Origin of the sequence: Streptococcus sp. 27098_8_99, assembly GCF_041431935.1 — a bacterium.
GTDB lineage: Bacteria > Bacillota > Bacilli > Lactobacillales > Streptococcaceae > Streptococcus > Streptococcus parasanguinis_D.
Genome location: NZ_JAPVYQ010000004.1, coordinates 1 through 15,086 on the forward strand (window position 1 = coordinate 1; position 15,086 = coordinate 15,086).

The following is a 15,086-nucleotide window of genomic DNA, read 5'->3' on the forward strand; positions in this document are numbered from 1 at the left end:
TAGGTATGAGTTCCTTCTTTATCATATGAAATGGTGTCAAATTGGATCGTTCCGTCAGCTTTATTCTTCTTCGTTTGGATTACATGGCCATTTTCAAGCAATTCAAAGGTGAAGGCATCATCTTCAAGCGTTTTTCCTTCCAATTTCTTCGTGAAATTGAATTGGGCACTGGTTGCTGTCGGTGTAAAGATATTATTGAACTCGGTATCTGTTGGAAGAGCTTTGGTCGCTGTAAGAGTATGGCCATCTTTCGTTACAGTCACTGTCACCTCTGCCTTCATTGGGTCATAAGTTACCCCAGTAAGTGAACCTTGAACCTCACGTACGATGTACTTATGCGTTCCTTCTTGACCATTCTTGAAGGTAAGAGCATCAAATTTCACAAGTCCATTGGCATCATTTGTCTTCGTTTGAAGAACTTTTCCGTTTGGATCTGTTGAAGTATCGCTTGGGTCTACCAACTCAAAGCTAAATTCACCAGCTTTCAACTGACGACCTGCAAGAGCTTTAGTGAAGTCAAATTGCGCAGTGACAGGAGCAACGACATGGTTATTGAATGTCTTGTCATCCGCACCAGTTGCTTCACCACCTGTTGCAGTCATCTCTGTTTTGGCAGTTAACAGACCTGAATCCTCATCTTTTGTTACAGTCACCTTAACTGCGACAGTCATTTCATCGTAGTCTACATCAGGTTTGTTACCCTTCACTTCTTTAACAGTGTAGTTGTAGACACCAACTTTATCGAATGACAATTCGCTGAAGGTAACTTTCCCATCAGCCTTGTTTGTCACAGTTTCATTGATATTGTTATCACCTGTCAATTTAAAACTGAAATCACCAGCATTCAAATCACCATTTGAAAGTGCTTTATTAAATTCCAGATTTACTTTTACAGGAGACGGTGTGAAAGTATTATTGAACTCTGTATCAGCCGGCATAGTCGTTTGAGCTACGTAGGAATCACCGTTATCATTTACCGTGATGGTCACTTCAGCTTTCATACTATCGTAATTGATACCAGTCAGTTTTCCTGGAACCTCTTCAACTGTGTAGTGGTAAACACCAGCATGGTTAAATAACTGTGGAATGAAAGTAATATGACCGAAACTATCATTCGTTTGAGAATCAACTACTTGACCTGTTTGATCAATTAAATTAAAAGTGAATTCTCCAGCTTTCAACTTTCTTCCATCCAATTGTTTTGTAAATGATAAATCAACCCTTGCTGGTTTCTTTGCTTTCGTCGCAGATCCAGATCCATCGGCCTTAAACGCAAAAGTTGCCTGATAGCTCTGCTCCTCTCCACTGTTGTATGTGATTTTAATATCATTCCCATGCTTTTGTTGGAGTTCTTCATTTGTATTTGGAACTTGCTTCAGCCTAGTCATATAACGAACGTAAACCAATTCATTCAGTTGTGCTATCTTAAATGAAAAGCCATTTGAACTTTCCTTAATATTCTCTAGCAATTGAATCGCATTTCCTTTAGATATCCACGGTGAAATTGACTGAACCTTTTCAGCTCTCAGAGCTTTTCCATTCCACAAATCTACATGATCGGAAGGAATATCCGTCGCATGTCGCATGTCCCAACCTCCATGTTGCTTTTGTATTTGCATCAAATTCATTTAATACTGGATCACCATCCTGAACTAACTCTTGATCATCTGGTAGAGTATCAATTAATTGGTAATTTGTTAAAACCTGTGGTGCTACTAGGCTTCCTGAATTAAGACGAATAGTCCATCGAATTAATTCTGGATGTCCAGTAACTGCTTCTCCGTACTTCGTAACCTTGGTTTTTTCTACTGGTACTGGTGCAGTCTCTGGTCCTACTGTCACTGTAATTTTCCGGCCACTAAAATTAAGCTCTGTTGGAACATTTGGTTTTACATAAGATTTCCATCCAGTACTAAATTTTAAAGTAAATTGTTTTGAAGTGTTATTTTTCTCAAAGTAATCTGTAAAAGTTGTAACTACTTTATTTTTGACTGAATCAAGAAAAGCATTTCCGATAACTTCGCCACTTGGTCCAGTCACATCATAATGGAGACTTGTAGGAATTCTGATCGCATCTGGAATATCCACAACAATTTTATCATTTTGTTTAATCTCTATATCATCAGGAATTTCCATATGTATCACAGTTTCAGCTGGAGCATACAATCCGTTACCATTTGGAAAATTCACTTCAACATCTGGATTTTGTACGGTAATTGTATCACCTGTTTTCACATAGGTTGTTGCACCACCTGATGAAGGCAGTTCTCTTTTAGACCGTCTTGATCTAGTTGTAGGTTGTGCCTCAGTTTTTTTCTCGCTAGCTGCAGATGAAGAGGCTTCGGCATTGGCTTTTGAAGTTGGAGAAGCTGACTCAACTGGTGCAACACTAGTGCTAGCTGGTGTTGCAACTTCATTTGATTGTTTTTCAGTCTTTTCCTCTTTAACCACATGTGCAGGGGCTTCGACACTAGCTTGTGAAGTTGGAGAGGTCGACTCAGCTGTTGTAGTACTAGTTCTAGCTGGTGCTACAACTTCATTTGATTGTCTTTCAGTCTTTTCCTCTTTAATCACATTTGCAGAGTTTTCGGCACTAGCTTGTGACGTTGGAAAGGCTGATTCACTCGGCGTAACACTAGTGTTAGCTTGCGTTACATCTTCATTGGCTTCAAGACCAGATTCCTTGTGTCTCTCACCTTGATTCTCTTGTGCGACAACTGAAGTTTGTGAATCTGTATTATTCTTCACTTCGTCCGCAAAAACACTTCCACAAGCAAAAAATAACGTCGATAATAAAACAGAAGCAACCCCGATAGAATACTTTCGGATAGAAAAACGTTCTTTTGTTTCAAAAAAATTGTGTCTCATTGCGCAACTCCTTTAATTATAGTCACTATATTATTTCTTTGATTATAGCACTACGTAAAGATAATTACAAATATTTTATAACAACTAATAATCTAATAAGAACTGAGGCCATTGAAAGAATTATTAATTTATAGCCAACATTTATAAGAAATCCTGACAAAATATAAGAATCCCTTAGACATCTATTTCAACTATTGCATAAGCAATATGTCTTAATAAAAGAAAATGCCAAATAAGCTTCATCTATCAATATCCATCATATTCTATTTCAAAAATTCAGTTGTCCTCATACAAAAGTATCAAAGAATCAAAAGATATTAAGACGACAATCATATATCATATCAACTAAAAATTTAAGGTAATTAACTTCGTCGAATTGCAGCCATATTTGTAAGCGACTAAAGTCGCAACAACTGTGTCAATTGCACCAATTTAGTAAAAAAATCTAAAAAAGAACACCTTGAAAGGTGCTCTTTGTATGTATAGTAATTCTTTCGAATTAACGTTTTGAGTGCAGTGGTTGCCATCCAATCAAACATCGCTTCGCTTGTTTTCTTGGGGCAACTGTGCATAGCATATCTCTACGCGACTAAAGTCGCTAGAGCTGTCCTAATTGCGCACCGCCAGTTCTCATACAAAAAACACCTTGCAAGATGCAAAGTGTTTTCGTTTGTATTCTGCTGTCCAGTAACGAATTAACGTTTTGAGAATTGTGAAGCTTTACGAGCTTTCTTAAGACCTGGTTGGAAACATTTCTATTTGAATAAGTTTCAAGATAGGCTTAAAATCAATATTTTTCCACATTTTCAGAAAGAACAATTTCATCTAATTTGAATCAATTTCAGTTGAATGGTGTGAATTTTACCCTAAAAATACATAAATTGAGCTAGATTTTACCAAAAAGTTCACACCATTTGAATTGTTAATATTTTACAATTTATCAATAGATAAAAATTTAGAATAAATCCTAGGTATCCGATTTAGATTATAAATACTTAACAATAAACATTTAATAACTCACTTCATTTCTCAAATAATCTATCTTTCATAGAAAGTTCCAAAATAATCATTTTGTTTTGTTCCTCCAATGATATCCCAGAGGATACCAACTTTTCTTTTAAAATCGCTGAAATATATTGTATTTGATTACTTTCTACTTCGTTAACTAACGCCCTAATATCATCACCTTCAATACTCTCAAGAACATCATGTACAATAAATTTAGGAGTTACTTTATTAATTTTTCTAGCAAAAAGTTGATAAGCAATATCGTATGCAGCGATAAGGGACTTTCTAGTCCCTGTACTTGTACCTTCTGATAGTTGATCAATTGAAACTGGAAATTCATCTGTCTTGGGATTATAAAGTAAGACAGGCTGTTCTTTATTTATTCGACCTGCAACGTTCTTAAAATAACTATTAAAAATATCCATTTTTTTCTGGTATTCTACTTCATTATTTTTAACAGTCATCTCCAGTTCAGATAGTCTTTTTTCTATAGACTGCTTTTGCTTCTCAATGTTTTCTAAGCTAATAATTGTTGATTCATTTTGTACTTTTTTTATTTTTAACTCATTTAGTTGATTTAACTTATCATAATATAAATCTACTTTATTTTCTTCTACTAAAGAAATAAATTCTGAATTTTTTTCAGTCAATTCCGTCAATATATTTTCTTTACTTTCCTTTTCTATTATCAATTCTTGAATTCTATCATTAAAATAAGACAATTTATTTCTACTCAATTGGGAATTAAATTCAACTAAATCCAAAAAAGTTTTTGTAATACTAGGTAGCAATTCTGAAATCTCTTGAAAAAAGTCATTTGCCAGTTCTTGATTAACTATTCTTTGGGATTTCTCCTCAGCCTCTTTGATATATTTTTGTAACTGTAAAATGTCAAAATCAATTTTACTTAATTGTCGACTTATCTCCTCGTATTTTTTTCTAATATCGTTGATATGAACTCTATTTTTCTCAAATACTTTTTTATCCACTAAATCATTTATTTCTTTTTCTAACCGATCAATTTCTTTATCAATTGCAACATTAATTTGTTTTATTTTTACAACATCATCTATAGGATTTGTTTTTTTATAATTCTTTTCCTCGCTTTTTATTTTTTTCAATTCCTGTTTTAATTCACCAAGCTCTAAATCGTTTTTAGGATCTGAAATATCAAACAAATAATTATATAGAGCACGATATCCCGAAATATTTGAAAAATTATCTAATACTTTTAAAAATTGAGTATTATCCTTAGTCATTAAAATCCTTACAAATGACTTTATTGTGCTTCTAAAACTTGGCTTTTGAGAGCTGTTTTCAAACAATAATTCATTTAAATATTTGTTAACTTCATCATATGAAGTTTGCTCACCATTAATATATCGCTTACCTCTGTTAAACAACTCTGTCTTTATAGAAACTTCTTTAGAAGGATGGTTGAAATCATCTATTAACACCATATCAGTATAGATTTTTTGATTTTCAATGAACAACCTTAATTGTTCATTAACACTCTGTGTTTCATAATCTTTAAAAATGGCATCTTTACTTTTTGCCCCTAAACTTAAATCCAGTAGTTTTAAGCATGTTGTTTTTCCAACTTTATTATGCTTATCAGACTTCTCCGAATCTACTATAAAATTAATTCCATTTTTAAATTCTATTTTTCTCAATACAACCTCAGTATTTTTACTGATAATACTCAAACTTTTAATGAACACTCTCAATATCTCCTTCATTATTAACTCTTATTTTATCTAATAGAAAAAGAAAATCTAGTGCTAAAATAAAAAAATCATAATTTAGTTCATCTTCAATTTCTTTTTGAAGTTCTATATAAAGACTTTCTATATTGACTATCTTCTTTAAAATCAAGCCATGTACAATAGCTGAGAGATAAAAAATAGTCTTTTTGGGCTCAGCATTTTTATCAAGTAATAACATTATTATCCCTCCATATAAATATTTGGATTCAATAATATCTGACACTCCATGACTCCATATTGAAGAAGTGCAATAATAAATTTATCCAATTCTAGGTCATCAATTTGACTAGATAAAAAATCAGGATCTCTCGCGATTCTTTCTTTGATATCATCATGCATCTTTTTCAAACATTCATCTCCATTACCTACTGTCGGATTTCCTTCTTCATCTATAGGAGTATGATCCATAAAAATATTCTTTATATTTTCAACTACTCTTTGACTATCTGTGAATTCATCTTTTAGTACCTTTTCTAGTAAAATATAGTTACCGAGACCCTCTTTAAATAATCTAATATATCTCCTAGAATTATTAAATTGTAGTTTTGCTTTTAATTCAGCTGGTTGTTCAAGTAAAAACTTTTCATCGTTTTGAGAGTGAAATCCTTCAACATATTTTAAAAGCTGAAAAATAACAGTTGGGATCAATGTACGCTGCTCGATATTTGTTATGTATAAATTTTGAGTATTATTATTGCTATGATTTCCAATACTCTGAGAATTAGTCATCTATTTCCCCCTATCACCAATATTTTGCACATTATTACTACTATTATTACCTATATTTTGACTATTATTAGAATTTTTTATAATCACTTCAATATCTTTCTTATTTTTAAGAGAAATTGCCGTAGCATATATACCAAACAACGAGCCAACTATTCCTAAAATTGTATTTACAGTTTCCATTATCTACCTCTCATATTATATACTAAATATCCATGTAAAAATTAATTTTCCACCGTCACACTTCCCCAAGCTCTCTCAACCGTTCCTGTCCCAACTTCAACATCTCTTCCTCCACCTTACTCCATTTTCCGAAGAGGCATTCTTGTAAAACTTCTGCTGCTGATATTTCATCTACTTGCGAATCATAAACACACGATTGATCTCTTTGATAAATTTGAATTTGATTAAAAATTTTGTCATTTTCTAACTCTCGTAAGTTATCAACTAAATGTTCTACAATTCCATCATGGTGCTCTTTGGGAGTTGCTCTCGCTTGACTAGGATCTATAGCATGGAACTCCTCATAACGTATCAAGGTACTGAGATAGGACAATTCTGGCTTGGTCGCAATCAGTGCAAGTGAGACTTGATATCCTCTAGTTGCCAATAATTGGGCTGTTTTTCGGGGAACTTCTGTTGTTCTCAAGGTCCCCTCGATTAATAAATGATAACCTTTTTTACTCAACTTATCTACAAGATATTCAACCATTTGTCCCGCGAATACTTTGGTATAATCCACACTATCTTTGCCATATTTTTCCTGTAGGCCATGGTAGTTCGGATGAAGAGAGCGATAACTATCTCCATCAATGATAATGATATTACCTTGAAATTCCCTTTGTTTAATACGATGAATCGTTGTTTTCCCAGCACCACTCTGTCCACCGAGCAAAATAGCCTCAGGATGAGATGAGGTTGTTTTCCCACGAGTTAAAGAACGAACGAGTCGTTTGGAGGCTTGTTCAAAATTATCTTGACTAAATTCTTCTAGTTTCATTAAGCCACCACCAGATGAGTAGCTTGTTCTAGCATACGTTCAATACCATCCAAATAGCCATTAAATCGCTCTATATCCTCAAAAGTTGAAACAAGATAAATCCTCGTATTAATCAAATCAGACAAATCATCGCTCATTAGAACCCAAGGATTCGAAGTATCATCAAATGCAATTCCTTGTTCATCTTGAAAACGATAAAGTTGCGCTAAGATATTCGCCCCTCGTTCTTTAATCACTTCAATTTTCAGAGTTAACTGATAATCTTCTACTGGTGTGAGCATTTTTTCCTCTCCTACGATATCGATATAAGAAACATTAAATTTCTTACAGATACGATCTATTAATTCTGTCGAAACTCGACTTGTCCCATTTTCATAACGACTCAGAGTATTTCTAGAGATACCAACAATCTTTGCAAATTCAGGCTGCGTTAATTTATGTGTTTTACGTAACGTTTTTATATTTTCTCCAATCATGTAACTCCTCCTTTTATTTATTTCTATTATAGCACAAAATAGAGAAACGCACCATTTTTGGTGCGTTGATGCCGATAGATAGAATGCCACATATTCAGTTATTGAAGAAAGAGTATTATGAGGCTGTTCAAAAAGTCTTTGAGAATGAAAACTACAATCGAAAACATATTGGAGGTAGGAATTTATGGTATACTAGTGATAATAAATAGTTATCGGTAGGAGAAGGATGAAAAAACTAAAACAACAATTTATTTCTGATTTTAGTGCAGCAATGTTAGAAAATAATGTAGCTGTTTTTGCTGGCGCAGGACTCTCAGTTCCCTCAGGGTATGTAAACTGGAAAGAACTATTACGGCAATTTTCTGATTCGATTGGACTAGATATTGATAAAGAACACGACTTAATTTCAGTTGCACAGTACTATAAAAATTCTGCACATTCAAAAAATCAGATTACACAAAAACTAATACAAGAATTTACTAAAGACTCTAAAGATAATAATTTGCTGACACTTCTAACAAGTATGCCCATCGGGACTTTTTGGACAACTAATTATGATCACTTAATTGAAGACAACTTGAAGAAATCTGGAAGACGCGTAGATGTCAAGATTGATAATAACGATTTATCAATTACACCCCCAAATATTGATACTACTGTATATAAATTTCATGGAGATATTTCTAGACCCTATGAGGCAGTGTTGACTCGGGATGATTATGAGAGTTTTGATGAGAGTCACAAACTTTTTATCCAAACACTTCGAGGAGATCTGATTAGTAAAACATTTGTATTTGTAGGATATAGTTTAAATGATCCAGATATTCAGCAAATTCTAAGTAAAATTAGATTATTAATCGGGGAAAATATTAGAATGCATTATTGCTTTCGGAAAAATTTATCTATTGATATGTTTAAAAATTCCAACGCCCCTGAAAACGAATTAGAATATGGCAAGATAAAACAAGAGCTCGAAATAAATGATTTAAAAAGATATGGCATTCATACTATTTTGATTGATAATTATAATGAGATTGATGAAATCTTTAATCAGTGCTATCAGTTATATTTAACCAACAGTGTCTTTATTGCTGGAAGTTGCAGAAATTATGGAGAATGGGATGAGACTAGTGCTACTGAGTTTTTATATCTTTTAGGATATAAGTTAATTGATAATGGAATTATTGTTGGAAATGGGAATATAGAAGGTGTAGGACCACAGGTGATTAATGGTGTGATGACAGCGATTAATGATAAAAATCTTGATATTTCGAAGTATTTAAAAATTAAAACTCTCCCATTAATTAAGGGGAGCGATAAACATATTGATAGATCTGCAAAACAAAGATTTCAAGATAATATGATATCAGAAGCAGGAATAGTTATATTTGTATTCGGAAACCAATATTATGATGGGACTTTATCTAATTCTAGGGGAGTACTGGAAGATTTTGATAGGGCAATGAAGCAAAATAGATTTATTATTCCTGTAGGTTCAACTGGTTGGAGCTCTTTAGAAGTATATCAAACACTTTTATCTGAAATTGATAAATATTCCTATCTCACTCCTTTTCTAGATAAGTTACTAACGGAAAAGGATCCTGAAATTCTATCTCAAACTATTATTGACTGCATTAAATATATCAGAGAGTCTTACATCATGGATAGCAAGTATATAAAGAATGCTCCCGTAATATAAATAGAGACTCACCGATTGACTTCACTTCGATGGATCTCTATTTTTGTTTGATATTCTCTAAATTTCAATCACATATATATGTTTGTGTATATTTCTTGGATAATTTCCAGTATTTTAAAATGATATTCTCCCTGAAAGTCTTTCCTAAATAAGCGTTCTTTTAATAATTGAGTTATTTCAGTACAAAATAATATTTCGTGAGTTAGTTTAAAATCTCCTGACTTTTTCTGCTTTCTCAAATATTGAGAGAAGTTATCTATGATAAAAATAGCGTCAATATTGTTTACAGTACAACACCGAATCTGTTCTAATAAAAAGTTACCGACATAACTGCTGATTGAAAACTTAGGAATATCTCTACAAACAATATTGTTCAAATGCAGTAATATAAAGCGATCTACGATATAATCTATCTCTTTTAACGATGATACCGTTAATAAATTATAATTTTTTAAGAAGGTATACTCACTAGGAATATCTTCTTTTTTTATTTTATACAATACTGGAAAAAAAGGAATCCTTTTCTTCATCGCATAATCTAGCTCTTTTATACACCATGCTTTGTTAAAGAATGTTTCATCGAATATAAAAATAATTCCATAATAATCAGCACTTTTATCGAGTACAGTATATAGATTATCAATTATTTCATCTCCAATGTTAATTTCAAATTTGTCAATCCAGGTTTTTAATCCTATTTCGTTTAACATATTATTCAGATGATTTACAAATTCGTAGTAAATATCTCTTGAATAACTTATGAAATATTGAAATTCTCTCACATTTCTCTCCTACCGATAACTATTTATTATCACTATACAAAGCATTCAAATAAGTATATAATAGCATGATTATTGATAAAGGAGTTATTCATGGATTATAAACATATTTCTACTTTCTTAGACTACTGCAAAACCCATAAACGCTTGAGTTCACATACGATTCGAGCTTACAAAAATGATCTTTTGCAATTTTACAATTCAAATTACAGCAGTGTGGAAACCTATGTTGAACATTTGACGAAATCCAATATTAAATCTAATACATTACGTCGCAAAATTGCTAGTTTGAAGGTGTTTTACAGCTACTTAAAATATCATAATTTAGTTGATGAGAATCCTTTTAATCAATTACGTTATCAATTTAGAACGGAAAAAATATTACCTAAAACGATTCCTTATGATATTTTGAAAAGTATTTTTTCACATCTAGAACAGAAAGTTACCTATTCAAAAACTAAATATCAAAAACAAAAAGCTGAAAGAAATTTGCTAATCATTTCCCTATTGCTTTCAACTGGAATTAGGATTTCCGAACTTTGTCATATTCATCTTAAAAACATTAATCTTTCAAATAGGACTCTCCATATTATGGGAAAAGGCAAGAAAGAACGTATCCTATTTTTAGGAGATCAAATAACATTTAGCTTACTAGAAACATATATAAATAACTACTGCTTTCAACCCAGTGACTACCTATTCTCTGGAAAATATTCTTTCAACCCATTGTCAGAGCAAAGTGTACGTTTAATTCTAAATACCCTTGTTAAACAACATAACTTAACTACACCTATTACCCCCCATATGTTTAGACATAGTTTCGCAACAATGCTTCTAGATAGTGATGTAGATATTCGATACATTCAACAAATTCTTGGACATAGTTCTATCTCAGTCACACAAATCTATACTCATGTATCTCAGTCAAAGCAAAAAGAAATTCTAACTCTGTGTAATCCCATCGCTTCGATTCATTCACAGTCAAAAAAATAGGGCTACCTTCATAGAGGTAACCCTATCCTGAATAGTCAAGTCCAGTATCGTCACGAACTTCGAAGTTATAGGCAAATGACTGATCTGTTGTGTCTGTGCTTGTCTTGATTGCCCCATAGAGATGATAGCGACTGATCCTTGGCTCATTGTCAACTGTAGTGGGTTGATATAAAGTTACAATCTGGAGAGGACTAAATTGGTTCTCTCCTTTTTAATGTTCAAAGTGATGAGAATTATAGTTCCTATAACCGTCAATTCCTTGTAAACCTTTTCATTTTTTTGTATAATATATTTGAAAAAGGGTGGCATAAAGTAGTAATACCCAATTTGTAAAATTAATAAGATGCGCAAGTTTTAATTAATTTGGGCATTTTTGATTACTCAAAAGGGCTACCATCCGATATTGACTTCATTGACATGAAGGTGTTCATTATACTAAAAAAGCAAAGACGAGGTAATTACTTCGTCTTTGCTTTTTTACGATTTTCCGCTATATATAGTAGTATACTTCTCCTGATAAAATTCTTTTTCTTATATTTTAGTGAACTCCATGCTGAATCACTGAAGTCAAACAAGTTCTAAAATCCTGAAATTCTCACAAATGCCACGTCACCTCATCGTCATCTAAGACTGTCACAGTCTCGCCTTTAAAACAATGTGGGATAGGGACAGTTTTCTTTTGAAATGAATGTAAAACAACCATATCTACTAATTTATTGTTGAAAATTATATGCAGACAAAGGATGTCATCAATATGATTTTCAACCACTAGATAAGTTTATAACTCTAGATGATTGTACAAATTTGGCTGTTGTGTCATATAGTATTCAAAATTTTCATCCTTAAACTTCCACTTTCTTCGTTGTTCTATAGACTAAAATGATTGTCTCAGTTGCGAGTGAGTAGACTAATTTACAAAAGCTGATTTCAACGAGACAATTCGATCACATTGTTTCGCATGGTCTAAATTATGTGTGACGATTAGAATTGTTTTTCCAAACTGATCTCTCAATGACCGAATTAAGTCAAATGATTTTTGAGCCATATCAGGATCCAATGAACCTGTTGGTTCATCTGCCAAGATGATATCACCTGGTTTTATAATAGCTCTCACGATGGCGATTCTCTGCTGCTCACCTCCAGATAATTCATTGACCTTGCTATCTAGTCTATTTTCCAAACCAACAAACCGCAAGGTTTCTTTAATCTTTTTCTCCTTCTCTTCCTTAGAGAAATTAGTAAAGTTCATAGCAAGCATGAGATTATCTTTTACACTGGATGTAGAGATGAGTGCATTTGATTGAAATAGATAGTTGATAACATTCTTTCGATAGTTAACCGCAGAACGCGAATTCACTTTTGGTAAGATCTTCCCGTTGATTAAAATCTTACCACTATCAATATTATCCAAAAGGCCAATCATATTAAGTAACGTAGATTTTCCAGAACCAGATGGCCCTACTAAAGCTACAAATTCATTTTCCTCAACATCAAAACTTAAGTCTTTTAAAATCTCACGTGACCCAAATTTTTTTGACACATTTTGTACGGAAATCATAGACATTAAATCACCCCTTAAACGATTGTATGAGACTTTCTACTTCTTTACGGAATAGATTGAAGTAAAGAAGTAATAATTGGAAAGCAAATGTAACTAGTGCTAAAACTATTCCCAACTTAGAGCCTAGTAAGATAGAAACTAGTAGTTCTATCGCAGAAACACCAACGACAAGAGAAAGAACACCGCTATACCTCTTCCAAGGAGAAAAGCCCATGAAGTATTGTACATACAGTTTTTCTTCGAAAAGCAAGCGATAAATCAAGACAAAACTCCAAAAGATAGCCATCATAGTAAAGACAATAATAGCAATGATACTTCCAAATAGGTAGAAAGTATAGCCGAGATCTTTCTGAAGTCCATTGATATAATTCTTAACCGTTGTAAATTTCAGTGCATTGTCTGATAAATCAGGGAACTCATTTTCTAAAATTGATTTTACCTGATTCGTTGTTTCCTTATCACGAACTTTCAAAATTCCGTCATATCCACTCACAGATAGGTTTGCTGATTCCATGAAGTACAAGTTTTCAGGAGCTGCTACAAAAATAACAGGTTCTTCACTAGTTACACCTCGATCGATTGATCTTGACCAAGTAAAAATGGACTTAGATGGCTGATAGGTTCTAAATAAAAATCTTGGATTTTCTGTAAACTTAGTCCCTATATCCCCTGGTTTTACTCGAACAACTTCTTGTAAGTAAGCCTTCATGGTTTCAACATCCGCTGAACCTAGAGTATCAGGAATAAGGTACAATCTGGCACCATTACGTATTTCGGATAATTCTTCATTACTTAACTCAACTCCTAGTTCAGATAAGTAATTATAAGAATAGGTTAAATACCAAAATGGTTTTTTAGGAACATTTTGATACGTACCATAGATTGTATCAAGGTATTCTTGCCCGAGATATTCTCCCTGAGCAATATAAACACCTGGAATCTCTGAAATTCGTTGGTAAAAGTGATACATGCTGCTTTCTAATGAATTTGTATTACCAGAGTAGGTTCCTATATCATCCCCTTCTACAAAATCCGAAATAACATACATATTTTCGACACTTTTCCACTCCCTAGCTACTTTGACATTATCAATGAACTGATTCATTGGCGCATCTAAGGAATGACTAACTGCTATTAATAAACCAGCTACTAAAGTATAGAATAACAAACTGGTTGCCATTAATGGTTTCATTGGTAACCGTTTATGAATTGCAGCTAATGGAGAAACCCAATAAACAACAATACTTGGAATAATTAATGTTAGCAATAGTAACAAGATTGAAAGACTTGTACCCGCAAAGACTAACACAAATGATGATAATCCAAAACTAGCCCAACCTGACAAAAACCAAGTTGCTAGTGCAGAAACAGGTGCAATATAAATAGAAAACAGAAGAGAATCCTTAAAGAGGGCAGACCACAACTCCTTCCTATCCCATCCAAGTAGTATCAATGTCCCAAAATGTTTAAAGGATTGTAAAACACATATTAGGAAAAGAACAAGAAGAACCATAGCATTTACTGCAATACTAGCAGCTAAAACGATTGGCACAATTCCCTCAACAGTATTACTGCCAAAACTCTCTCTAGTCAAGTCTTCAACAGAAATCCCAGTAATAGATGAGAGATTTGATAAAAACGTTTCTCTTGAGAGGTCGTCCTGAAGACCATTGATATGATATATCCCGTTTATTGTATTTGTTTCTTGAAAAATATGGTCTAACCGATTAATAACAACAGGGGTTGTAAATAACAAGCTCGGTAATTCATAGAGCATATTATCAGTTCCCTTATCAAGTCCAATAGTCAAGTTATTGTCACTATGGGATAATAAATCTGAAATTTGTTGGCGTGATAAAATTATTTTACCACCGTTTGTAAAATCTGAAAAACCTTCAGGATTGCCAAGAACATCTAAATATATTCTATTTATTGAACCATCCCTACTACTATTTGTAGTACGTTTCGTCCAAATAGACAAGTCACTTTGTTCCAAAAAGTATTGGTATACACTTTGCGCCTGTTCTTCAGATAATCTTTGAAGATAAACTGTAACTGTCCTAGAATTACGGTTATAACTTTGCCATGCCTCCTCATACTGAACACCTGTAAAAAAAATTGCCATCAGAGCAAGTAGTACGCTCTGAATGGCAATCAAAAACAGGATTAAGTACTTCATTTTACCTAATAACATGTTTTTGTATGTCATA

The 15,086-nt window shown here is 33.0% G+C and carries 11 protein-coding genes and 2 pseudogenes; 2 read left to right on the forward strand and 11 right to left on the reverse strand.

From position 1 onward, the window contains the following. The 8 genes and pseudogenes from O3605_RS09980 to pezA all read right to left on the reverse strand — a co-directional run. Positions 1 to 2,466 (reverse strand): annotated as a pseudogene (locus tag O3605_RS09980) (Spy0128 family protein); the annotation flags it as partial. Positions 2,467 to 2,589: 123 nt separating this feature from the next. After that, positions 2,590 to 2,868: pseudogene (locus O3605_RS09985) on the reverse strand (YSIRK-type signal peptide-containing protein); the annotation flags it as partial. Positions 2,869 to 3,890: 1,022 nt separating this feature from the next. Then, a complete protein-coding gene (locus tag O3605_RS03160) occupies positions 3,891 to 5,597 on the reverse strand; it encodes a hypothetical protein (RefSeq protein WP_371585251.1) in 1,707 nt (568 codons plus the stop codon). Next, positions 5,587 to 5,820, reverse strand: coding sequence for an ABC-three component system middle component 6 (locus tag O3605_RS03165; RefSeq protein ID WP_044814943.1), 234 nt, complete (start codon positions 5,818 to 5,820; stop codon positions 5,587 to 5,589). Before O3605_RS03165 ends, O3605_RS03160 begins: the two co-directional genes overlap by 11 nt. Before the next feature lie 2 nt (positions 5,821 to 5,822). Then, positions 5,823 to 6,371 (reverse strand): hypothetical protein, encoded by a 549-nt coding sequence (locus O3605_RS03170; protein ID WP_371476306.1) that lies wholly within the window; start codon positions 6,369 to 6,371, stop codon positions 5,823 to 5,825. Further along, positions 6,372 to 6,551 (reverse strand): hypothetical protein, encoded by a 180-nt coding sequence (locus O3605_RS03175; protein ID WP_125386627.1) that lies wholly within the window; start codon positions 6,549 to 6,551, stop codon positions 6,372 to 6,374. 55 nt (positions 6,552 to 6,606) lie between these two features. Then, complete coding sequence (pezT, locus tag O3605_RS03180; protein ID WP_371476304.1) at positions 6,607 to 7,368, reverse strand: type II toxin-antitoxin system toxin PezT; 762 nt, start codon at positions 7,366 to 7,368, stop codon at positions 6,607 to 6,609. Continuing rightward, entirely contained in the window at positions 7,368 to 7,844 is a 477-nt protein-coding gene (pezA, locus tag O3605_RS03185; protein ID WP_070505417.1) for a type II toxin-antitoxin system antitoxin PezA, read from the reverse strand. Before pezA ends, pezT begins: the two co-directional genes overlap by 1 nt. Positions 7,845 to 8,070: 226 nt before the next feature. Here pezA and O3605_RS03190 point away from each other — a divergent pair, with 226 nt between their 5' ends. Next, positions 8,071 to 9,543, forward strand: coding sequence for an SIR2 family protein (locus O3605_RS03190; RefSeq protein ID WP_049514398.1), 1,473 nt, complete (start codon positions 8,071 to 8,073; stop codon positions 9,541 to 9,543). 68 nt (positions 9,544 to 9,611) lie between these two features. On the opposite strand, the gene O3605_RS03195 is transcribed toward O3605_RS03190, so the two are convergent. Beyond that, entirely contained in the window at positions 9,612 to 10,325 is a 714-nt protein-coding gene (locus tag O3605_RS03195; RefSeq protein ID WP_049514396.1) for a toll/interleukin-1 receptor domain-containing protein, read from the reverse strand. 90 nt (positions 10,326 to 10,415) lie between these two features. Between O3605_RS03195 and O3605_RS03200 the strand changes: the two genes are divergently transcribed. After that, positions 10,416 to 11,315 carry a tyrosine-type recombinase/integrase gene (locus O3605_RS03200; protein ID WP_070505413.1) on the forward strand — a complete coding sequence of 300 codons (900 nt, stop codon included), beginning with the start codon at positions 10,416 to 10,418 and terminating at the stop codon, positions 11,313 to 11,315. Between the two features lie 907 nt (positions 11,316 to 12,222). Here O3605_RS03200 and O3605_RS03205 read toward each other — a convergent pair. Both O3605_RS03205 and O3605_RS03210 read right to left on the reverse strand, forming a co-directional pair. After that, positions 12,223 to 12,879, reverse strand: a complete 657-nt coding sequence (locus O3605_RS03205; RefSeq protein WP_195311642.1) for an ABC transporter ATP-binding protein — start codon at positions 12,877 to 12,879, stop codon at positions 12,223 to 12,225. Positions 12,880 to 12,883: 4 nt separating this feature from the next. After that, a complete protein-coding gene (locus tag O3605_RS03210; protein WP_049496930.1) occupies positions 12,884 to 15,085 on the reverse strand; it encodes a bacteriocin-associated integral membrane family protein in 2,202 nt (733 codons plus the stop codon). Position 15,086 lies beyond the last annotated feature (1 nt).